The organism is Adlercreutzia muris (assembly GCF_008831045.1).
Taxonomy (GTDB): domain Bacteria; phylum Actinomycetota; class Coriobacteriia; order Coriobacteriales; family Eggerthellaceae; genus Adlercreutzia; species Adlercreutzia muris.
In genome coordinates this window covers 36,205-56,248 of the sequence record NZ_WAJS01000009.1, presented here as the reverse complement: position 1 = coordinate 56,248, position 20,044 = coordinate 36,205, and the positions used below count along the sequence as shown (strand labels likewise).

Here is a 20,044-nt window from a genome sequence, read left to right as displayed (position 1 = left end):
CAGCTCCCGCCCTTGACATGACGCGATGGATGTCGAGGCCCCGGTCTAGCGGGCCCCGGTTTTCCTCGGCGGCCGGTAGGCCGGGCAGGCGTAGTCGCGGGGCTCGGCCGCATCGGCCAGGGCCTGCACCCATTCCCCCATCGGATAGGCGGCCTCGGCGGCCTCCACGTCGGCCAACTTCGCATGGGTCTCGGGGTTGCGCGGCATGAACAACGTGCAGCAGTCCGGCGCATCCATGGACGAGATCTCGAAGGTGCCCAGGCGCTGGGCCGCATCGATGATCTCCAGCTTGTCCGAGCCGATGAGGGGCCGCAGCACCGGCATGGCCACGGCGGCGTCGGTGGCGCGGATGTTGTCGAGGGTCTGGGAGGCCACCTGGCCCAGGCTCTCGCCCGTCACCAGGGCCCCGGCCCGTTCGCGCCGGGCGATCTCCTCGGCCACCTTGAACATGAGGCGGCGGTAGAGGATGACCCGCAGGCCCGGCGGACAGGCCAGGGATATCTCGCGCTGATAGTCGCCGAAGGGCACCACGTACACCCGGGCGATGCAGCCGGTGCGCTCGAGCACGCGGGCGATGTCGTCCACCAGAAACTCCGAGGCATCCGAGGTTTGGGGGCGCCCGGAGAAGTGCACGCCCACGCACACCGCGCCGCGCCGGGCCATGCGCCAAAGCGCCACGGGCGAGTCGATACCCGAGGACAGCAGGGCCACTACGGTTCCGGAGCTGCCCACGGGCAGGCCGCCGATGCCCCGGATGCTGCGGGCGTACACATAGGTGGAGCCCTCCACCACTTCCACGCCCACGGTAACGTCCTGGTCCTTCATCTGGACGTTCTTGGCGGGGAACTCCTCGCAGAGCACCGCGCCGATGTCGCGGTTCAGCTGCATGGAGTCGATGGGAAATGTGGTGTGATTGCGCCGGGCGCTCACCTTGAAGGTCTGGAAGGGCTCTGCCTCGGCCAGGGCGATGCAGGCCGCCCGGCCCATGGCCTCCATCTCCTGCTCGCACTTGAAGCCGCAGGACACCCGGGCCACGCCGGGCACGCCCAGAATGGCATCGGCGCACTCGTTGGCCACCTCCAAGGACGTGCCCTCCCTGAGGAACACGAGCAGCCGCCCGGAGATGCGATGGATGGTGACGATCGGGTACGCACCGAGAAGCGCCTCCAAGTTCTTCTGGAGGCGCTTCTCGAACACGCCGCGATTGCGCCCCTTCAGCCCGATTTCGTGGTAGTGCACGAGAATGATTCTCTGAAATTCCATCATGGCCCTCTGATATCTATTAATTAAGATTTTTGTAGCACGGGTTGGCGTAGTAAGTCAGCGAGAAGCCCCGTAACGCCCAAGGCTGACGCGAAAGACCGAGGAAGCGTACGGGGGTACGCGGCAAGGACTTGGAGCGTCAAGATTGGGCGTTACGGGGCTTCGCAGCGTCGGGTTAAAAACCATTAATTAATGGTTTTTAACATCAATGGACTCGGGGTCGTAGGATACCTCGCCGCGGGCCACCTCGTTGAAGGCCATGGACAGGGGCTTCGTGTCAGCGGCGCGGGCGATCTCCACGGCGGTCTGCAGCTGGATGGCGCGGTCGCGCTGGCCCCGCATCATGTCGTTGATGTCGTGGGCGCGCTTGGAGGCCAGGGCGCACAGCAGGAAGCGGTCGTTATCGGTGCGGTCCAGAAGGACGTCGATCTTCGGCTCGATGATGCTCATAGATGAAAATTCCTCTTACTTCTGCTCGGCGGTGTTGTTCACGTAAGCGACCAGTTGGGCGACGGCTTCGTCCAGATCGTCGTTTACCAGCCGTATATCATACTCCATTTTGTGGGAAAGCTCCACCAGAGCCGTCTCCATGCGCTTTCTCACCACATCATCGGCCTCGGTGCCGCGCCCCCGCAGACGCCGCTCCAGCTCTTCCAGCGACGGCGGCTCGATGAACACGAGGTGCGCCTCGGGCATCTTCTCCCTCACTTGAAGGGCGCCCTGCACCTCGATCTCCAAGATCACCTGCCTGCCCGCAGCCATCTCCCGCTGTACCGAGGCTAAGGGGGTGCCGTAGCAGTTGCCCGCGTACTCGGCCCATTCGAGAAAGCCGCCCTCGTCCGCGAGGGCGAGGAAGTCCTCCCGATCGAGAAAATAGTAGCTGACGCCCTCTTCCTCTCCGGGACGGGGGCGTCGCGTGGTGGCCGAAACGGAAACCCAGGTGTCGGGCACCTCCTCAAGCAGTCGCGTGACGAGGGTTCCCTTGCCGGCCCCCGAGGGGCCGCTGATGACGAAAAGGTTTCCGGTTCGCATGTATTCCCTTGCTACTGTGAACGGTGCTACTTCGTCAGACGGGCCAGCAGGGCCTCGCGCTGACGCTCGCCGATGCCGCGGATGCGGCGGCTCTCGGCGATCTGGAGCTCCCGCATGATGCGCTCGGCCTTGGCCTTGCCGTAGCCCGGCAGCGTCTCGATGAGGGTGGAGATCTTCATGCGACCCACGATGGGATCCTCGCGCATGGCGAGCACCTGAGCGACGGTGAGTTTGCCGGTCTTCAGCTCTTCACGAACCTCGGCGCGCTTGATCCGCGCGGCCTTTGCCTTCTCAAGAGCCTCGGCACGAGCTTCGGGGCTGAGTTGAGGGATAGCCATGATGTTGTTCTCCTTCCGGTTAGGGCTGCCGAAATCATACCACCCATTCATGACAAAACAACATGTAATTCACGCAGAACCCGTAAATGTGATGAAACCTTCAATGTATCAGCCAAAACGAGAAAGTTTTCTTTGGAGCAGGCTCCAGAAATCCTTGAAGCCCGCTCCAAAGAAGCGCCGCCGCGACCCGCGACGGCGGCGAAACTCCTAGGCCAATTCCGTCGCAATGGCCTCGAAGGCGGCCACCGGGTCGGCGGCCTCGGTGATGGGCCGGCCCACCACGATGTGCGACGCCCCATTGGCGAAGGCCTGGGCCGGGGTGGCCACGCGGCTCTGGTCGCCCAGGGAGGCGCCGGCCGGGCGCACGCCGGGGGTGACGATGAACCCGTCGGGGCCCAAGATCTCCCGCAAGACGCTCGCCTCTTGGGGCGAGGCCACCACGCCGGAGATGCCCGCCTGCTTGGCCTGGGCCGCCAGGGCCGCCACCTGCTCGGGCAGAGGCCGCGTGACGCCCGTGGCCGCCAGGGTGGCCGCGTCCATGGAGGTGAGCACGGTGATGCCCAGGGTGGCGGGCACCTCCCCGCCCCACTCGGCCGCGCCGGCCGCCGCCCCGCGCTGGGCCGCCTCCATCATGGGGATGCCGCCCACGGTGTGCATGGTGATCATGTCGGCTCCGCTGGCCGCCGCCGAGCGAGCGGCCCCTTCCACCTGGTGCGGGATGTCGTGGAACTTCAGATCGAGGAACACGTTGAAACCGCGGCGCTTGAACATCTTCACGATGGCGGGCCCCTCGGCGTAGTACAGCGTCATGCCGATCTTGAGCCACTGCGCGTGGCCCTGAAGCTTGTCGGCCAGCGCGATGGCCTCCCAGGCGTCGCAGTCGAGGGCCACGATGACGCGGTCGCGGGCGGGAATGGAATCGAAGGAGGTTAGCACGTGAGGGCTCCAATCAGCTCGTTGACGTCGGCGACGCCCTGTTCCTCGCAGTAGTCGATGACACCGTCGATGACATCCACGGTGGCGGTGGGGTTCACGAAGTTCGCGGTGCCCACGGCCACGGCGGTGGCACCGGCCAGCATGAACTCCACGGCGTCCTCGCCAGTGGAGATGCCGCCCATGCCGAGCACCGGCACTTTCACGGCCTGGGCCACCTGCCACACCATGCGCAGGGCCACGGGCTTTACCGCCGGGCCCGAGAAGCCGCCCACCACCCGGGCCAGCTTCGGCGTGCGGGTGCGCGCGTCGATGGCCATGCCCAAAAGCGTGTTGATGAGCGAGATGGCGTCGGCCCCGGCCGCCTCGGCGGCGCGGGCGATCTCGGCCACGTCGGTGACGTTGGGGGTGAGCTTCACGATGAGCGGGCGCTTCGTGGCGGCCCGGCACATGGAGACGACCTTCTCCACGGAAGGCCCGTGACAGCCCATGGTCATGCCGCCGGCGTCCACGTTCGGGCACGAGATGTTCACCTCGTAGGCGGCCACGGGAGCCTCTTCCAGGGCTTCGATGACGGCCACGTACTCGTCGAAGGAATGCCCCGACACGTTCACCATGGCCGTGGCGCCGATGGAAGCGAGCCAGGGCAGCTCCACCTCCTTCAGGTGCGCGACCCCGGGGTTCTGCAGCCCGATGGAGTTCAGCATACCCGAAGCGGTCTCGGCGATGCGGGGGCTCGCGTTGCCCTCCCAGCCGTTCAGCGACACGCCCTTGGTGGTAACGGCGCCCAGGGCCGCCACGTCCACGAAGTCGTGGTACTCGCGTCCGGCGCCGAAGGTGCCCGAGGCGGTGGTGACCGGGTTTTTCATGGCCAGGCCGCCGAGGTTCACGGCCAGCTTGACCGATGTCTCTTTGGGGGAACGCTGCATTACCACACCACCTCGCTCGCGGGGAACACCGGGCCGTCCACGCAGGCGCGGCGCTTGCCGGCCACCGTGTCGACCACGCAGGACAAACACGCCCCCACACCGCAGGCCATGCGGCGCTCGAGGGACACCTCGCAGAACACGCCCGCATCGGCGGCCATGGCGGCCACGATGCGCATGAGGGGCTCCGGCCCGCAGCAGGCCACGTAATCGTAGGGCTCGCCGGCCGCCTCGGCCGCAGTCAGTGCCTCTTCCACGAGCGGTGTGCAGAAGCCGGCGCGCCCGAAAGTGCCGTCGTCGGTGGAGCAGGCCGGCTCGCAGCCGAGAGCGGCCCCGTAGCGTTCGCGGGCCACGAGGGCATCGATGGTGGAGGCGCCGAGCACGGCCGTCACCTCCGCACCGGACGCCTTGAGTTCTTCCACGAGCGGGTACAGAGGCGCGCTTCCCACGCCGCCGGCCACGACGAGCGCCCGCTTGCAGCCCGCGGGAGGCTGCCAGCCGCGGCCGATGGCACCGATGAGCTCCACCGCATCGCCGGGGACGAGCGCGGTCATGCGGTCGGTGCCGAAGCCGAGCACCTGGTACATCATGTCCACGGTGCCCGCTTCCGCATCGGTCGCGTAGATGCCCAAAGGCCGGCGCAGGATATGGTCGTCCATGCCGGGCACGCGCACGTGCACGAACTGCCCCGGCCGCGCCGCCGCCGCGATCTCGGGCGCGACCACGGTCATGAGCCAGATGTTGCACCCCGCTTCCTCGTTCACCAGAATGGGGGCGTTCTCGTTGCAAAGCGCCATAGGCTCTCCCGTCGTATCGCGTCCGTCAAAACGTTGGATGACATTCTAGCGCATAACGGCCGCGCGCCTACCCCGCCATCGCTTGGAGGCTGGCCCCGAATCGGCTCTCGTGTCGGCACAGGCGGCGATTTGGGGCCGGAAGCAACCCCCGCAACACGCAGAATGGCCCCGAAGCGAAGGACGTGTCGCCACATCCGCCGATTCGGGGCCGGAAAGTCGGGAAGCGGGGCCGACGGCGCTACTTCTTCGTCTTCACTGCCTTGGCCTTCGACCAGGCGGAGTAGTAGTACGTGCCTCCCGCCTTCTATGCATTTGCGCAAAAGCAACCGGCCTTGGAGCCAGATTCAGCGGCACTGGCGAGCCAAGCAGCGTCGGCCCGGCGGCCGTCGGGGAAGACGGCTCGTCGCTGCGGTTTTCCGCGAAAGCCCCGATCACCCGCTGCGGCGAACATCGCGGCTGCGACGCCTAGCGGGCCAACCGGTAGCTCACGAGGCTGGGGCGGCCGGTCCAGGGGTCGGGCTCGATGAGGGCATCCAGGCCGAACACCTCGCGCAGCATGGCCGGGGTCATGACCTCCTCGGGCGTGCCGGCCCCGCGGATGGAGCCGTCCTTCAGCGCGATCATCCAATCGGCGAAGCGGGCGGCCAGGTTCAGCTCGTGGATCACCAGCGCGATGGTCTTGCCCTGCTCCTCGTTCAGCGAGCGCAACAGTTCCAGCACTTCCAGCTGATGGGCCATGTCCAGGTAGGTCGTGGGCTCGTCCAGCAGGATGAGGTCGGTGTCCTGGGCAAGGGCCATGGCGATCCAGGCCCGCTGGCGCTGGCCGCCGGACAGGGCATCCAGGGCGCGGCCGCTGAAATCGTCCAGGTGCGTGATGGCCAGGGCCCAGGCGATGATCTCGCGGTCGCGGGTCGAAAGGCGCCCGAAGCCCCTCTGGTGCGGATAGCGGCCGAGCGCCACCAGCTCTCCCACGGTCAGGCCGCCCGGGGCCTCGGGGGCCTGGGGCAGCAGCGCCATCTTGCGGGCCACCTCGGCCGTGGGCATCTCGGCGATGGCCCGGCCGTCCAGATACACCGCGCCGGCCGCCAGGGGCATGGTGCGGGAAAGGGCCTTCAAAAGCGTCGATTTCCCACAGCCGTTCGGGCCGATGATGGCGGTGACCTCGCCGACGGGCACGGCCACGTCCATGGGCTCGATGATGAGGCGGTCCCCGTAGCCCACGGCCACCCCCTCGCCCCGCAGGGCCGCATCGGCGAACCGCTCGCAGGTGCGGTCGCAGGTCTCGCAGAAGGCAGTTTTCTCGTTGTCCGGTGCCATCGACGGCGATGGCGTCGCAGTCGGCTCCACAGCACTCCCCTCTCTAGGATCTGGCTAGCAAGTACAGAAAATACGGGGCGCCAATGACCGCCGCCACGATGCCCACCGGAATCTCGTTGGGCGCGAGCAGCGTGCGCGAGACGATGTCGGCGATAAGCATGAGGGTGGCCCCCACGAGCACGCTGGCCGGCACGAGCACGCGGAAGGAGGGCCCCACCAGGCGCCGGGCCACATGGGGGCAGACAAGCCCCACGAAGGTGAGGCCGCCGCCCACCGCGCAGCAGAGCCCCGAGGCCCCCACAGCCACGGCCGTAAGCGCTGCCGTGGCCCGGGGCACGTTCGCTCCCAGCCCCGTAGCGGCCGCGGTGCCCAGCCCCAGCACGTCCAGGGTGCGGGCCTGATAGAGGGCCAGTGCCGTCAGCACCCCGAGGCCCACGGCCAGAATGGGGATGTTCTCCCAGGTGGCTCCCCAGATGTTGCCGGCGATCCAATTCTGCACGAAGGCGTAGTCCCCATCGGGCAGCGACAGCATGAGCAGCGAGGTGGCACTGGAGAGCCCCGTGGCCAGGGCCACGCCGATCAGCAGCAGCCGCCGCGGGCTGGAGGCGCCGCGCACCACCGACAGCCGCCAGCCTGCGGCGGCCACGGCCGCCGAGCCGGCGAAGGCGAGCAGGGGCAGGGCCACCGTGCTCGGAACGAGGCCCGCGGGCACGAACACGATGAAGGCGGCCACGAACAGCCCGGCCCCGGCGTTGATGCCGAGTACGCCCGGATCGGCCATGTCGTTGCGCGACACCCCCTGCAGAAGGCAGCCGGCCAAAGAGAGTCCCGCGCCCACGAGCAGGGTCGTGAGCACCCGGGGCAGGCGCAGCTCCACCAGGGTGTAGGCCAGGCTCGCCGGGGCTGTGCCACGGGCGATCTGCCCCAATTCGTCCAAGGAGATGCTGCGATAGCCGGCATTGATGTCGGCCCAGAGCGCGAGTGCGGCCGCCAGGGCCAGAAGGGCGATCATCGCCGCGCCGCGATGGCGCCTCAGCGTCTCAGTCAAGGCCCGTCGCCTCCCTTCGGGCGCACCAGATGAAGAAGGGCACGCCCACGATGGCGAAGATGATGCCGATGGGCACCTCGCTCGGGGCGATGAGGGTGCGGGCCGCCGCGTCGGCCAGGAGCATGAAGGTCGATCCCGCCACAAGGGAGGCGGGGATGACGGCCCGGTAGTCGGCCCCCACGAAGCGCCGCACGATGTGGGGCACCATAAGACCCACGAAGGCCACGGGGCCCGCTAGGGCCACAGCGGCCCCGGCCAGCACGAGAACGACCGCCAGGCACAGCGCCCGGGACTTCCCCACGGCCACGCCGAGACCGGCCGCCGCCTCATCGCCAAGGGACAGCACGCTCACCCGCCGGGCCAGCGCGCAGGCCGCGGCCAGGGCCCCCACGATGAAGGGAGCCGTCATGGCAAGGGTGTCGGCGCGGATGCCGGCCACCCCGCCGGCCGTCCAGAAGGTGAGCGCGTAGCCGATGTTGAAGAAGATGGCCACGCCCTGGGCCAGCGCCGTGAGGAAGAGCCCCACAGCACAGCCGGCCAGCACCAAGAGCACCGGGTCCATATTGCGCCGCCGGAAGCTCACGGCCCCGAACACTGCGGCCAGGGCGAGGGCGGCGCCGGCAAATGAGCAGGCCACCACCCCCGCGAAGCTCATGCCCGGAAGCAGCGCCAGGCACAGTGCCAAAGCGAAGGCGGCGCCGGCGTTGATGCCGAGCAGGCCCGAATCGGCCAGCGGGTTGCGCGTGACCCCCTGCATGATGGCACCGGCCACGGCGAAGGCGGCGCCCACGAGGATGCACCCCAGGGTGCGGGGCCCGCGCAGCTCGAGCACGGCCACGTGCTCCTGGTTCGCCATGTCCGGCGCCACGAGCGCGCCGATCACCTGGTCGGGCGCGATGGGGGTGCTGCCGACGAACAGCGACAGCCCGGCCGCCAGGGCCACGGCCGCGATGCCGGCGAGCAGGAACACCGATGTTCTCAGGCGCGACAAGGAACCGCTCCCCTAGGCCGCCGCATCCGCATGGGCGCGGAAGAAGTCCGTGAACGCCTGCAGCTGGTTAGTCAGCGTGATGGGGTCGCGGTGCATGAAAGCCACCTGCTCGTAGGGCATCACGAGGCCGTTCTTGACAGCCGGCAGGTTCTTCCACAGCTGGGAATCGTCCACATAGGCCGCATCGGCCCCGTCCAGCACGCCATAGCAGATGAAGTCGCCGGCATAGTCGGGCAGCGCCTCCACCGCGATCACCTTATAGGCCTCGTCTCCATCCACCATGGGGCCCTGGATGGCCTCAGGCGCCTTCAGCCCCCACATATCGTAGAGAATGGAACCGCCGCGGGCGAAGTGGCTGCCCATGGTGTAGATCTCCTGGGGCCATACTTCCAGGATGGACACGGTGCGGTCTCCCACGATGCCCGCGATCTCGTCCTTCACCGTGGCCACCTTGTCGTTGAACTCGCTGATGTAGGCCTCGGCCGCCTCGGCCTTGTTCACGAGCCCCGCGATGTAGCGGAACAGATCCTCGTCGGAGCGGGTGCCGTCGGCGATGTAGACCGTCGGCGCGATCTTGGCGTACTTGTCGTAGTCGGCCTCGGTGATGGTGACGATGAGGTCGGGCTGCTTCTCGGCGATCATCTCCAGGGAGGTCTCGGCCGACGTGGTGTTCAGCGCCTCGATGCCGTCGCACAGCCCCGCCAGGAAGGGGTTGTTCAGCGCATAGGGGCTCGCGATGACCGGCTTTGCGTCCACGGCCAGAAACTCGCCGAGATAGTAGTCGGTCACAATGGTCTGGGGGTTCGCGGGAATCTCCACCGGCCCCTTGTCGGTATCCACGGTGCGCATGCCCGAGCCGGAGGCGGCGGCGCCGGCGTCGCTGGCCGTGCCGGTGTCACCGGAGCCGGAGGCAGTGCCGGTCGCACTCGAGGCGCAGCCCCCGAGCACGGGGGTCAGTGCGGCAATGCCGAGGAAGGCGGCGAAGGTGCGGCGGGAAAGAGGGGCCATGGTCAGTTCCTTTCTCTTTGTTGACGAAATAAGTTAGCTTTAGAAAACTTACGGCAGGAGATGTTAGCATAGGTTTACTTGCTTCGCTCAACTCCGGAGAAAACCTCCACAAGCGCCGATGCATCCCATTGTAGGAGAGCCTTCCCGCACCGAAACGACCCGATCACCCACACGTTTTCTCCCTGAGGCCCTTTCGTATAGAAAGAGAGAAGCCGTCCGCCCCGCAGCCCTTGCTGCCCCCATAGAAAAGACCCCCTTCGCTGAAGGGGGTCTCGCACGAGCACTGATATCGAAAGCCGGGGCTACTCGACGATGGCGCCGTCCTCCATGGTGGCCCAGCCGCCCACATAGACGTCGGTGGCGCGGCCCACAAGCTCGGCGCCGATGAAGCCGGAGTTGTTGGCCTTGGAACAGAAGTCCTCCACCTCCACGGTCCAGACGGCCTCCGGATCGATGACCGTGAGGTCGGCGGTGCTGCCGGCCTCAATCTTCACCGGCTCCTGGCGCAGGATGGCGCGCGGGGCCACGGCCATGGCCTCGACCATGCGGCCGTAGTCGATGACGCCGGCGCGCACGAGGTGCGTGAGCACGAGGCCGAGGGAGGTCTCCAGGCCGGTCATGCCGAAGGGCGCCAGCTCGAACTCGCGGTCCTTCTCCCAATCGGTGTGGGGGGCGTGATCGGTCACGATGGCGTCGATCACACCGTTCTTCAGCCCCTCCACCAGGGCGGCGGCGTCCTCGGCGGCGCGCAGGGGCGGGTTCACCTTCAGCGAGGTCTGGTACTCGGCGGTGATGGCGTCCTCGGTGAGGAACATATGGTGCGGGGTCACCTCGCAGGTCACGGGCAGCCCCTCGGCCTTGGCGGCGGCCACCAGATCGAGCCCGCGCTTGGTGGTGATGTGCTGGATGTGCAGGGGGCACCCGGTCAGGCGGCAGAGCGCGATGTCGCGGGCGATCTCCAGCTCCTCGCCCTCGGCCGGCCAGCCCACCATGCCCAGGCGCGTGGAAGCCACACCCTCGTTCACCTGGCCGTCGGCCACGAGCGAGTCGTCCTGGCAGTGCACCATGATGGCGGTGTCGAACTGGCGGGCGTAGTCCATGACGCGGCGCATCATGCCCGCGTCCTGGATGCCGTGGCCGTCGTCGGTGAACACCGGGGCGCCGTGGGCGTACATGTCGCCCATGTCGGCGAGCACCTCGCCCTTGAGATTCTTCGAGCAGGCGCCCGACGGGATGACGCGGCACTTCCCCACCGCGGCGGCGCGGGCCTTCACGTATTCCACGGCCACGGCGTCATCGATGACCGGGTCGGTGTTGGGCATAGTGCACACGGCGGTAAAGCCGCCATGGGCCGCGGCGCGGGAGCCGGAGGCGATGTCCTCTTTCTGCTCCTGGCCCGGATCGCGGAAGTGCACGTGCATGTCCACGAGGCCCGGGGTGACGATCTTGCCGGCGAGATCGCGCTCGACGCCCTTCTCCATGGAAAGGTTCGTGCCCACCTCGACGATCTTGCCGTCGCGGATGAGGATGTCGGCCACGTCGTCCAGGCCGATCTGCGGGTCGATCAGACGGGCGTTCTTAAGCATCAATGCCATCGTTGCTACCTCCTAGGAGCAGGTACAGGGCGGCCATGCGCACAAGGACGCCGGCGTAGACTTGGTCGAGGATGATGGAGCGCTTGGGGTGGTCGGCCATGAAGCTGTCCAACTCCACGCCGCGGTTGATGGGGCCCGGGTGGCACACGCAGGCATCGGGCTTCAGCAGCTTGTCGCGCTCCTTGGTCAGGCCATAGAGCAGATTGTACTCACGCAGGTTCGGGTAGGGCGCGCCCTCGAAGCGCTCGCGCTGGATGCGCAGCATGTACACCACGTCCAGCTCGGGCAGGGCCTCGTCGAGGTTGCTCGTCACATGGTCGGCGCCCAGGATGTCGGGGCGCGCGGGCAAAAGCGTGGGCGGGGCGATGACCGTCACCTCGCAGCCCATGATCTTCAGCGCCGGGATGAGCGAGCCGCACACGCGGGAGTGGGCGATGTCGCCCACGACACCGACGTGCAGGCCGGCGAGGTCGCCTTTCTCCTCCCAGATGGAGTACAGATCGAGCAGGGCCTGGGTGGGATGCTGGTGCTTGCCGTCGCCGGCGTCGATGACCGACACGCCGGACACGTCGGCGATCTTGCGGGGCACGCCGGCCCAGCGGTCGCGCACCACGATGCAGTCGATCTTGTAGGAGCACAGCGTCTTCACGGTGTCCACGAGGCTCTCGCCCTTCACCGTGGCCGTGGAGGATCCGCCGAAGTTCAGGGAGTCGGCACTCAGGCGCTTCTCGGCGATCTCGAAGGAGGAGCGGGTGCGGGTGGACGGCTCGTTGAACATGTTCACCACGGTGAAGCCCTTGAGCGTCGGCACCTTCTTGATGCGGCGCTCGTTGACCTGCTTGAAGTTCTTGGCCGTCTCCAGGATGGTCATGATATCGTCGGCGGAATACTCCGTGATGTCGATGAGATGCTTGTGGTTGAAGGCCATGGCCCTACTCACCCCCGTTGTTCTTGATCGGCGCGGAACCGGCGCGCTTGCCCGGCTCGATTTCCAGGATCTCCACGGCGGAGATGCCGTCCACTTCCTCGAGGAACAGACGCACGTTCTCGTCGGAGGCGGAGGGCACGTTCTTGCCCACGAAATCGGCGCGGATGGGCAGCTCGCGGTGGCCGCGGTCCACGAGCACCGCCAGCTGCACGGCGGCCGGACGGCCGATGTCCATGAGGGCGTCGAGCGCCGCGCGGATGGTGCGCCCGGTGTAGAGCACGTCGTCTACGAGCACGACGGTCTTGCCGTCGATGTCGAAGGGGATGTCGGTGGAATGGACCTCCGGGGCGAAATGAGTCGCGAAGTCGTCGCGGTAGAAGCTGATGTCCAGCTTGCCGAGGGGCACATCCACCCCCTCGATCTCCTGAATCTTGTGGGCGAGCATCTTGGCGAGAAGATCGCCGCGGGTCACGATGCCCACGAGCGCCAGGTTCTCAGCCCCCTTGTTGGCCTCGAGGATCTGGTGCGCGATGCGCGTCACCGACCGCTCGATCTCGTCTGCATCCATGCAGACGGACTTGACCAAGCTTGCGTCGTTCATACACACTCCCTTCTCAGGTTCAGTGCGTACAGACGAAACCCGAAAGCGCGTCCGAGTTTCCCGCGCTTCCGCTGCCGCCGGCGGGCAATAAAAAAGCCCGTCGGACGACGAGGCTCACTGAGTGCGCTTATGTTCGCGACGCTTGCCAGTCGCGCCCCCGCGCACGGGGTGTACCTTGTCGGCCTCTCTGTACCGCATTTAAAGGACGGTTGCACCATACACCCCGAAAAGATGATTTGCAAGCACTGATTTAGTTTTCTCCCAAAGAAAAGGGTGAGAGGAGGATGTAATCGAGAATGGCCGAGAAGAGAGGAGGCACCTAAATAAAATAAAGAATACGATGCGAGGTTCGCCCAAGGAAGTCAGCGAGGCTCCGACAGGTGCCTGCAATTGCCTTGAAGCGCGGCCGAGCGGCCTTCGCGCCGTGAGGGAAAGCGCTGAATGGCAAGGGCAGGTGCCTGTCGGAGCCGCAGCATCGGCAATTCCGTTCGCTCCGTCAGGACGAACGGAATTTCATTAGTAGTTCTCGGCCTTGATCTTGAAGTGGCCGCGCGGATGGGCGCACACGGGGCACTTCTCGGGAGGTTCGGTGCCGATCTCGATGTGGCCGCACACGGTGCACACCCACACCTTCACCTCCTTGCGACGGAACACCTCGCCGTTCTCGATGCGCTCGATGAGCAGATCGAAGCGATCCTGATGGCTCTTCTCGATGGCGGCCAGGCCCTCGAAGAAGTCGGCCAGCTCGGCGAAGCCCTCCTCGCGGGCCGTCTTGGCGAAGCCCGTGTACACCTTCACCTCGGCGTCCTCATCGTCCTGGGCATCCTTCAGATTCTGCAGCGTGTCGGGCACGGCCCCGTCGTGCAGCTTCTTGAAGTGCAGCTTGGCATGGTGCAGCTCGTTGCCCGCCGTCTCGTTGAAGATCTCGGAGATCTGGGTATAGCCGTCCTTGGCCGCCTGCTGGGCGTAGAAGGTATACTCGGCGTAGGCCACCGCCTCCTGGGACAGGGCCGTTTCCAAGTTTTTCCATGTCTGGGACTTCTCTAGCTCCATGATCCGCTCCTTTCGCCTGTGTCGCCGCTTACCGTGGGCGGCTCGCGATCACAGACCCATAGTGAACCGCCCGCGCGCGAACGCGGTGGCGAAACCATGAGCGGACACGTAACCGTAACCATCTTTTGGGCAAAACGAAAGAAGGCCGTCCGAAGACGGCCTTCCTCCCACTTTCCCCGTGGCGAAGGGAGAAGTTACTTGTTCATCGACTCCAGCTCCTTGACAAGCTTCTTGTCGTCGGCAGCGGAGATCCAGCCCTCGGGGATCTCGGCGTCGTTGTGGCAGCTGGAGCAGTAGTTCACCGACGCGCGATGGGCCTTGTGGCAGTCGCCGCAGGCAACCTCGCCATGCTGCGGCACGTGGGGGTTGCGAGCCATGCCCTCGGTGGCCTTGATCAGGTCGTCGCGGGTCATGTTGTGGCAGCCCTCGTTCAGGCAGAACTGATCGGGCTCGATGCCGCGGGCGGCCACGAGATCCTCAAGGGACTTCTCGGGCACCACGTGCATGCCGGCCTGAGTCGCCATAACCTCGTAGTTGCCAGTCACCCAGCTGATACCCTCGCCGATCTGCTCGGACAGGGTGGGCACATGGCAGCCCATGCAGGTGATGTCGGAGGACTCATCGGCACGGTGCACGGCGGCCAGCATACCGCTGGCGGTCTCGAGCTCGTTGCCCCACTTGTCAGTGGCGGGCTCGCCCGGGGTAGCCTCGTAGGTCGGCAGATAGGGATCCATCGGCGTATGGCAGATGGCGTTGCAGAAGCTCGGCTGCTCATGCCACACCCAGAAGCCGGCACCGGCTACGACCAGCACAGCCACGACAACGCCGACCACGATGGGCCACTTCTTGCGCGCCTTCTTGCCAGCCGGCGCAGCCTCGGTCTCCTCTACCGCGGCGACCTCGGCGGTCTTCTCTTCTTCGGACATACTCCATCCTTCCAGTTGGGGATTTCGAGGCGCGGATGCGCCTCCCTCGTGCGAAGCGAGCAGATCTGCCCTCCCCAGCTGATCAGAACCTCGAGGAATGAGGACACACGGCTCGCCACGCGCACAGCGTCATCGACCCTGGGGGTTTCGCTTCATCGCTCATAATACCCGAAATCCCTCCTTCTTGACAACGCCGTTTCAGGCTATTTTTGCCGATAAGCGCCCGATTATGGCAAGGGCGCCCCGCAAGGCGCCCTCTTCAACCGTTCGTTGCCAAATACCGACCGCAGCCCGCGACGCGACTATTCCTCGATGCCGTCGTTGGTGCGGATGAGCTTGCGCTTGATCTTGCCGCCGATGGTCTTGGGCAGCTCGTCGACGTACTCGATGATGCGCGGGTACTTGTAGGGCGCCGTGGTCTTCTTCACGTGCTCCTGCAGCTCGCGGGTGAGCGCATCGGTGCCCTCGTAGCCCCGGGCCAGCACCACCGTGGCCTTCACCACCTTGCCGCGGATGGGATCGGGCGCGGCCGTGACGGCGCATTCCACCACCGCCGGATGCTCCACGAGCGCGCTTTCCACCTCGAAGGGGCCGATGCGGTAGCCGGAGCACTTGATGACATCGTCGTTGCGGCCCACGAAGAAGCAGTAGCCGTCCGAGTCGCGCCAGGCCATGTCGTGGAGGTTGTAGTACTCCCCGCCCACGGCCTCGGCGGTCTTCTCGGGGTTGCCGTAGTAGCCGACGAACAGGCCCGGCGGATAGGCCTCCTTCAGGCCCGTCACGCAGATGGCGCCCTCCTCGCCGTCCTCCACCTCGCGGCCCTCGTCGTCCAGCAGCCTCACGTTCAGAAGCGGAGAGGGCTTGCCCATGGAACCGGGGCGCGGCTCCACCCACGGGAAGGTGGCCAGGAGCACCGGCCCTTCGGTCTGGCCGAAGCCCTCGCGGATCTTCTTGCCTGTAAGACGCTCCCACTGGATGGTCACCTCGGCGTTCAAAGGCTCGCCGGCCGTGGCGAAGTTCTCCACGCTGGACAGATCGTAGGCGGCCACGTCCTCCTGGAGCATGAAGCGGTACATGGTGGGCGGCGCGCAGAAGGTGGTGAGCTTGTAGTCCTGGATCTTCTGCAGCAGCTTGGCGGGCACGAACTTGTCCATGTCGTAGGCGAAGATGGTCGCGCCGCAGATCCACTGGCCGTAGATCTTGCCCCAGCCGAACTTGGCCCAGCCCGAGTCGGTCACCGACATGTGCAGCTTGTCCTCGCGCACCTGCTGCCAGTACTTCGCCGTGATGATGTGGCCGAGCGGGTGGGCGAAGTTGTGCTCGACGGCCTTGGGGTTGCCCGTGGTGCCGCTCGTGAAGTACATGAGCATGATGTCCTTGGAGGTGACGGCCGCCTCGCCGGTCGGCCGCTCGAAGGTGTCGGGGAACCCGGCGATGAGGTCGTCGAAGTCGACCCAGCCCTCGCGGCTGCCGTCCACGATGAACTTCTCGCGCACCGTGGGGCAGTCGGGCATGGCCTGTTCCACCTGGGTGCACACGTAATCGTCGTTCACCGCCACGATGGCGCGCACGTCGGCGCTGTTAGCCCGGTACACCACGTCCTTACGGGTAAGCTGCAGGGACGCGGGGATGATGGTGGCGCCCAGCTTGCACAGGGCCACCGCGCACACCCAGTACTCCCAGCGCCGCCGCAGGATGCACATCACTACATCGCCCTTGCCGATGCCCATGTCGGCGAAGGCGTTGGCGGCCTGATTCGAGAGGCGCTTGATATCGGTGAAAGTGAAGGTGCGCTCCTCGCCGGCATCGTTGCACCACAGAAGCGCGCGCTTGTCGGGCTCCACGCGGGCCCACTCGTCCACGACGTCGAAGCCGAAGTTGAAGGCCTCGGGAACCTCGATACGGAAGTTCTCCGCGAAGTCCTCGTAGGAGTCGAACTCGATACGGGGGCAGTATTTCTTCAGAACATGATCCATGGTTGATTGCTTCTCTCTGTTCTCCTGCGGTCGTCCGCGCTGCTCTTCCGGGGTAAGACTACTCGGCGATGATGGTGATGAAGGTGGCCGGCGCATCGCCGTTGCAGCGCTGGCCGTGGGGGTAGTTCGGGTTGAAGTAGATGGAGTCGCCGGCGTTCAGCACGATCTCGCGATCCTGGAACACGAGCGTGATGGAGCCATCTACCACGTAGTTGAACTCCTGGCCGCCATGGCTCACTAGCTCGGCGTCGTCGTCGGCCGGATCGAGCACCACGCGCAGGGGCTGCATGATCTTGCGGGCGTAGCGCCAGGCCAGATCCTCGTACTGGTAACCCGGGAAGCGGTCCACGTCGATTCCCTCGCCGTTGCGCACCACATGGTAGGTGTCGAGCTTCGGCGCCGTGCCCGTGAGGATCTCGGCGAGATCGACGTTGAACTTCGTGGCCATGTGGTAGATGGCCGAGATGGGGATGTCCACCCCGGTCTCCTCCCAGGCGCGGTAGGTGTCGATGTCCACGCCCAGCTCCTGGGCCATGGTGTGGCGCGACACGTCGCAGGCCTCGCGCAGGCCCTGGACGCGCATGCCGAGTTCTTTCAGGTTCTCTTCCATGACACTCTCCTATGCCTTCATGCCCAGCTCGAGGGCGATCTTGTTCTTCTCCAGCATCGCGGGCTTCTTGCCGGCCACCTGGGCCAGCGCCCCTTCCAGGGCCTTCCGCCCGCAGAAGGGGAACTCAGCCCACAGCTTGCCGATGAGCACGATGTTGCCCAGGCCCTTGATGCCGGCCTCCTCGCAGAGCTTCGCGGCGGGAATGCCGACAACGGTCACGCCCGGCACCTCGCGCAGCTCGGGCACCATGGCCGTGTCGGCCACGACGATACCGCCCGCATCCACCGTGGGCAGAAACTTGTCGAAGGAGGGTTGGTTCAGGGCGATGAGGGCGTTGGGATGCAGCACGAGGGGGCTACCGATGGGCTCGTCGGCCAGGGTGACGGAGCAGTTCGCCGTGCCGCCGCGCATCTCGGGGCCGTAGGAGGGCATCCAGGACACCTCGCGATCCTCGATGAGGCCGGCCGTGGCGATGACCTTGCCGGCAAAAAGCGACCCCTGGCCGCCGAAGCCGGCGATGACGCATTGAAGCTCGCGGCTCATTAGTTCTCCCCCTTCTTCTCCGGGTGGGCGATGGGACACGCGGCGTTGCGGGCGGCCGCGGCCTCGGCAGCGTCGGCGAAGCCGTCGGCCACCACGTCGCGGTACACGCCGAGCGGGTAGTACGGCAGCATGTTCTCCCGCATCCACTCGAAGGCGGCCTGCGGGGTCATGCCCCAGTTGGTGGGGCAGGTGGAGATCACTTCGACGAAGGAGTAGCCCACGCCATCCACCTGGTTCTGGAAGGCCCGCTTGATGGCCTTCTTGGCTTTGCGCACGTTCTTGGGGCTGTCCACGCTGACGCGCTCGATGTAGGCCGGCCCGTCGAGGGTGGCCAACAGCTCGCTCACGCGGATGGGATTGCCGGCCGTGGCCACATCGCGGCCGTAGGGGCTCGTCTGAGTCACCTGGTTCGGCAGGGACGTGGGGGCCATCTGGCCGCCGGTCATGCCGTAGATGGCATTGTTGATGAAGATGACGACGATATGCTCGCCGCGGGTGGCCGCGTGGATAGTCTCGGCCATGCCGATGGAGGCCAAATCCCCGTCGCCCTGGTAGGCGAAGACGATCTTGTCCGGGTGCACGCGCTTCACGCCCGTGGCCACCGCCGGGGCCCGGCCGTGGGCCGCCTCGATCATGTCGCAGCCGAAGAAATCATAGGCCATCACCGAGCAGCCCACCGGCGCCACGCCGATGGTCTTCCCCTCGATGTCCAGCTCGTCCATGGTCTCGGCCACAAGGCGCTCCACAATGCCGTGGGGGCAGCCCGGGCAGTAGTTGGTCACCACGGGCAACAGCGCATGGGGGCGCTCGTAGACCACCTTCATCTCGCGCTCGTCCTGCGCCATGCTATTCACCGACCTTTCCGTTCAGGGCCTCCACCGCGGCCAGAACCTCCTCCGGCGCGGGAATTACGCCGCCGGTGCGCCCGTAGAACTCCACGGGCACGGTCCCGTTCGCCACGAGGCGCACGTCCTCCACCATCTGGCCCATGTTCATCTCCACCACCAGCGCCGCCTTCCCGCGGCCCAAGGCCTCGGCCAGGGCGTCCTCGGGGAAGGGCCACAGGGTGATGGGGCGCACGAGGCCCGCCTTGATGCCGCGCTCCCGGGCGGCGTTCACGGCGCTGCGGGCCACACGGGCCGCCCCGCCGAAGGCCACGAGCACGATATCGGCATCTTCGGTGCGGTAGCACTCGGCCCGCTGCTCGGCGGCCTTGATGGCGTCGTAGCGCTCGTAGCGCTCGCGGTTGAGGTCCTCCAGGGCCGCAGCGGTCAGGTACAGGGAGTTCGCCACGTTGTGGGGCCGGGCGTGGCCGTGGCCGTCCGTGGCCCAGGGCTTGGCCGGCAGCGTGGCCGGGTCGATGGCCTCGGGCAGCACCACGGGCTCCATCATCTGGCCGAGCATGCCGTCGGCCAGGATCATCACCGGCACGCGGTAGCGGTCGGCCACATCGAAGGCCTCGAAGGCGTAGTCGGCCATCTCCTGCACCGTAGAGGGGGCGAACACGACGATCTGGAAGTCGCCATGGCCCGTGGCCTTTGTGGCCTGCCAGTAGTCGGCCTGGGAGGGCTGGATGCCGCCGAGGCCCGGGCCGCCGCGCTGCACGTTGATGATGACGCCGGGCAGATCGGCGCCGGCCATGTAGGAGATCCCCTCGCTCTTGAGCGAGATGCCCGGGCTCGACGAGGAGGTCATCACCCGGGCGCCGGCCGCCGAGGCGCCGTAGACCATGTTGATGGCCGCCACCTCGGACTCGGCCTGCAGATAGGTGCCCCCCACCTTCGGCATCATCTTCGCCATGTAGGCGGCCACCTCGGTCTGGGGCGTGATGGGATAGCCGAAGAAGTGACGGCAACCGGCCCGCATGGCCGCCTCGGCCATGGCCTCGTTACCCTTCATGAGTACTTTCTGCGCCATGAGCCTACCTTTCCACCGTGATGGCCACATCGGGGCACATCGTCGCGCACGAGCAGCAACCCGTGCACTTCTCCTGATCGATGCAATGGGCCGGATGATAGCCCTTGGCCGTGATGACGGCCTCATCCAGTTCCAGAATGGCCGTGGGGCAGACGTCCACGCACAGGCCGCAGCCCTTGCAGAAGTGGTCGTCGATGGTAACGCGCGCCATGGAAACCTCCTTGCACTGTCCTCGCCGCATC

22 protein-coding genes are annotated in these 20,044 nt (G+C 66.5%); all 22 read right to left on the bottom strand.

Annotated elements, in window-relative coordinates:
• Window positions 1-45 precede the first annotated feature (45 nt).
• Window positions 46-1,266, bottom strand: a complete 1,221-nt coding sequence (gene thiI / locus F8D48_RS04125) for a tRNA uracil 4-sulfurtransferase ThiI (RefSeq protein WP_135970558.1) — start codon at window positions 1,264-1,266, stop codon at window positions 46-48.
• A 186-nt stretch (window positions 1,267-1,452) separates the two neighbouring features.
• The gene (locus F8D48_RS04120; RefSeq protein WP_135970557.1) at window positions 1,453-1,713 is read right to left on the bottom strand and encodes a DNA-directed RNA polymerase subunit omega; all 261 of its coding nucleotides are present in this window, start codon (window positions 1,711-1,713) and stop codon (window positions 1,453-1,455) included.
• 15 nt (window positions 1,714-1,728) lie between these two features.
• Complete coding sequence (gene gmk / locus F8D48_RS04115; RefSeq protein WP_151430066.1) at window positions 1,729-2,295, bottom strand: guanylate kinase; 567 nt, start codon at window positions 2,293-2,295, stop codon at window positions 1,729-1,731.
• Between the two features lie 26 nt (window positions 2,296-2,321).
• Window positions 2,322-2,633: an integration host factor, actinobacterial type gene (mihF, locus tag F8D48_RS04110; protein ID WP_151430065.1), complete on the bottom strand. Its 312-nt coding sequence runs from the start codon at window positions 2,631-2,633 to the stop codon at window positions 2,322-2,324.
• 207 nt (window positions 2,634-2,840) lie between these two features.
• Window positions 2,841-3,569: an orotidine-5'-phosphate decarboxylase gene (pyrF, locus tag F8D48_RS04105; RefSeq protein WP_151430064.1), complete on the bottom strand. Its 729-nt coding sequence runs from the start codon at window positions 3,567-3,569 to the stop codon at window positions 2,841-2,843.
• Complete coding sequence (locus F8D48_RS04100) at window positions 3,563-4,495, bottom strand: dihydroorotate dehydrogenase (RefSeq protein WP_151430063.1); 933 nt, start codon at window positions 4,493-4,495, stop codon at window positions 3,563-3,565. Before F8D48_RS04100 ends, pyrF begins: the two co-directional genes overlap by 7 nt.
• Entirely contained in the window at window positions 4,495-5,289 is a 795-nt protein-coding gene (locus tag F8D48_RS04095; RefSeq protein ID WP_151430062.1) for a dihydroorotate dehydrogenase electron transfer subunit, read from the bottom strand. Before F8D48_RS04095 ends, F8D48_RS04100 begins: the two co-directional genes overlap by 1 nt.
• Window positions 5,290-5,754: 465 nt before the next feature.
• Window positions 5,755-6,636 (bottom strand): ABC transporter ATP-binding protein, encoded by an 882-nt coding sequence (locus F8D48_RS04090; protein ID WP_240806216.1) that lies wholly within the window; start codon window positions 6,634-6,636, stop codon window positions 5,755-5,757.
• Between the two features lie 13 nt (window positions 6,637-6,649).
• A complete protein-coding gene (locus F8D48_RS04085; protein WP_201757756.1) occupies window positions 6,650-7,654 on the bottom strand; it encodes a FecCD family ABC transporter permease in 1,005 nt (334 codons plus the stop codon).
• Window positions 7,647-8,645 carry a FecCD family ABC transporter permease gene (locus F8D48_RS04080; protein ID WP_151430061.1) on the bottom strand — a complete coding sequence of 333 codons (999 nt, stop codon included), beginning with the start codon at window positions 8,643-8,645 and terminating at the stop codon, window positions 7,647-7,649. The genes F8D48_RS04085 and F8D48_RS04080 overlap by 8 nt, the downstream gene beginning before the upstream one ends.
• A 12-nt stretch (window positions 8,646-8,657) precedes the next feature.
• Complete coding sequence (locus tag F8D48_RS04075; RefSeq protein ID WP_151430060.1) at window positions 8,658-9,653, bottom strand: ABC transporter substrate-binding protein; 996 nt, start codon at window positions 9,651-9,653, stop codon at window positions 8,658-8,660.
• Between the two features lie 302 nt (window positions 9,654-9,955).
• Window positions 9,956-11,248, bottom strand: coding sequence for a dihydroorotase (locus F8D48_RS04070; protein ID WP_151430059.1), 1,293 nt, complete (start codon window positions 11,246-11,248; stop codon window positions 9,956-9,958).
• Entirely contained in the window at window positions 11,232-12,176 is a 945-nt protein-coding gene (locus F8D48_RS04065) for an aspartate carbamoyltransferase catalytic subunit (protein ID WP_151430086.1), read from the bottom strand. Before F8D48_RS04065 ends, F8D48_RS04070 begins: the two co-directional genes overlap by 17 nt.
• 4 nt (window positions 12,177-12,180) lie before the next feature.
• Entirely contained in the window at window positions 12,181-12,777 is a 597-nt protein-coding gene (pyrR, locus tag F8D48_RS04060; RefSeq protein WP_135970416.1) for a bifunctional pyr operon transcriptional regulator/uracil phosphoribosyltransferase PyrR, read from the bottom strand.
• A 516-nt stretch (window positions 12,778-13,293) separates the two neighbouring features.
• Window positions 13,294-13,830, bottom strand: a complete 537-nt coding sequence (locus F8D48_RS04055) for a rubrerythrin family protein (protein ID WP_016308901.1) — start codon at window positions 13,828-13,830, stop codon at window positions 13,294-13,296.
• Between the two features lie 194 nt (window positions 13,831-14,024).
• Window positions 14,025-14,756, bottom strand: coding sequence for a cytochrome c-type protein Cgr1 (gene cgr1, locus F8D48_RS04050; RefSeq protein WP_151430058.1), 732 nt, complete (start codon window positions 14,754-14,756; stop codon window positions 14,025-14,027).
• A 302-nt stretch (window positions 14,757-15,058) separates the two neighbouring features.
• Window positions 15,059-16,732: an AMP-binding protein gene (locus tag F8D48_RS04045; protein WP_135970418.1), complete on the bottom strand. Its 1,674-nt coding sequence runs from the start codon at window positions 16,730-16,732 to the stop codon at window positions 15,059-15,061.
• Between the two features lie 58 nt (window positions 16,733-16,790).
• Window positions 16,791-17,342, bottom strand: coding sequence for a helix-turn-helix domain-containing protein (locus F8D48_RS04040; protein ID WP_016308904.1), 552 nt, complete (start codon window positions 17,340-17,342; stop codon window positions 16,791-16,793).
• Between the two features lie 9 nt (window positions 17,343-17,351).
• A complete protein-coding gene (locus F8D48_RS04035; RefSeq protein ID WP_135970420.1) occupies window positions 17,352-17,885 on the bottom strand; it encodes a 2-oxoacid:acceptor oxidoreductase family protein in 534 nt (177 codons plus the stop codon).
• Window positions 17,885-18,730, bottom strand: coding sequence for a thiamine pyrophosphate-dependent enzyme (locus F8D48_RS04030; protein WP_135970440.1), 846 nt, complete (start codon window positions 18,728-18,730; stop codon window positions 17,885-17,887). Before F8D48_RS04030 ends, F8D48_RS04035 begins: the two co-directional genes overlap by 1 nt.
• A 1-nt stretch (window position 18,731) precedes the next feature.
• Complete coding sequence (locus F8D48_RS04025) at window positions 18,732-19,802, bottom strand: 3-methyl-2-oxobutanoate dehydrogenase subunit VorB (protein WP_151430057.1); 1,071 nt, start codon at window positions 19,800-19,802, stop codon at window positions 18,732-18,734.
• 4 nt (window positions 19,803-19,806) lie between these two features.
• On the bottom strand, window positions 19,807-20,013 hold the full coding sequence (locus F8D48_RS04020) for a 4Fe-4S binding protein (RefSeq protein WP_135970422.1): 207 nt from the start codon (window positions 20,011-20,013) through the stop codon (window positions 19,807-19,809).
• Window positions 20,014-20,044: the final 31 nt, after the last annotated feature.

Excerpts from the sequence above, each read along its gene's own strand:
- F8D48_RS04030 (WP_135970440.1), bottom strand. The coding sequence starts at position 18,730 with ATGGCGCAGGACGAGCGCGAGATGAAGGTGGTCTACGAGCGCCCCCAT.
- F8D48_RS04100 (WP_151430063.1), bottom strand. The coding sequence starts at position 4,495 with ATGCAGCGTTCCCCCAAAGAGACATCGGTCAAGCTGGCCGTGAACCTC.
- pyrR (WP_135970416.1), bottom strand. The coding sequence starts at position 12,777 with ATGAACGACGCAAGCTTGGTCAAGTCCGTCTGCATGGATGCAGACGAG.
- gmk (WP_151430066.1), bottom strand. The coding sequence starts at position 2,295 with ATGCGAACCGGAAACCTTTTCGTCATCAGCGGCCCCTCGGGGGCCGGC.
- F8D48_RS04020 (WP_135970422.1), bottom strand. The coding sequence starts at position 20,013 with ATGGCGCGCGTTACCATCGACGACCACTTCTGCAAGGGCTGCGGCCTG.
- F8D48_RS04065 (WP_151430086.1), bottom strand. The coding sequence starts at position 12,176 with ATGGCCTTCAACCACAAGCATCTCATCGACATCACGGAGTATTCCGCC.
- F8D48_RS04075 (WP_151430060.1), bottom strand. The coding sequence starts at position 9,653 with ATGGCCCCTCTTTCCCGCCGCACCTTCGCCGCCTTCCTCGGCATTGCC.
- F8D48_RS04040 (WP_016308904.1), bottom strand. The coding sequence starts at position 17,342 with ATGGAAGAGAACCTGAAAGAACTCGGCATGCGCGTCCAGGGCCTGCGC.
- cgr1 (WP_151430058.1), bottom strand. The coding sequence starts at position 14,756 with ATGTCCGAAGAAGAGAAGACCGCCGAGGTCGCCGCGGTAGAGGAGACC.
- F8D48_RS04035 (WP_135970420.1), bottom strand. The coding sequence starts at position 17,885 with ATGAGCCGCGAGCTTCAATGCGTCATCGCCGGCTTCGGCGGCCAGGGG.
- mihF (WP_151430065.1), bottom strand. The coding sequence starts at position 2,633 with ATGGCTATCCCTCAACTCAGCCCCGAAGCTCGTGCCGAGGCTCTTGAG.
- F8D48_RS04070 (WP_151430059.1), bottom strand. The coding sequence starts at position 11,248 with ATGGCATTGATGCTTAAGAACGCCCGTCTGATCGACCCGCAGATCGGC.
- F8D48_RS04025 (WP_151430057.1), bottom strand. The coding sequence starts at position 19,802 with ATGGCGCAGAAAGTACTCATGAAGGGTAACGAGGCCATGGCCGAGGCG.
- thiI (WP_135970558.1), bottom strand. The coding sequence starts at position 1,266 with ATGATGGAATTTCAGAGAATCATTCTCGTGCACTACCACGAAATCGGG.
- F8D48_RS04045 (WP_135970418.1), bottom strand. The coding sequence starts at position 16,732 with ATGGATCATGTTCTGAAGAAATACTGCCCCCGTATCGAGTTCGACTCC.
- F8D48_RS04120 (WP_135970557.1), bottom strand. The coding sequence starts at position 1,713 with ATGAGCATCATCGAGCCGAAGATCGACGTCCTTCTGGACCGCACCGAT.
- F8D48_RS04055 (WP_016308901.1), bottom strand. The coding sequence starts at position 13,830 with ATGGAGCTAGAGAAGTCCCAGACATGGAAAAACTTGGAAACGGCCCTG.
- F8D48_RS04095 (WP_151430062.1), bottom strand. The coding sequence starts at position 5,289 with ATGGCGCTTTGCAACGAGAACGCCCCCATTCTGGTGAACGAGGAAGCG.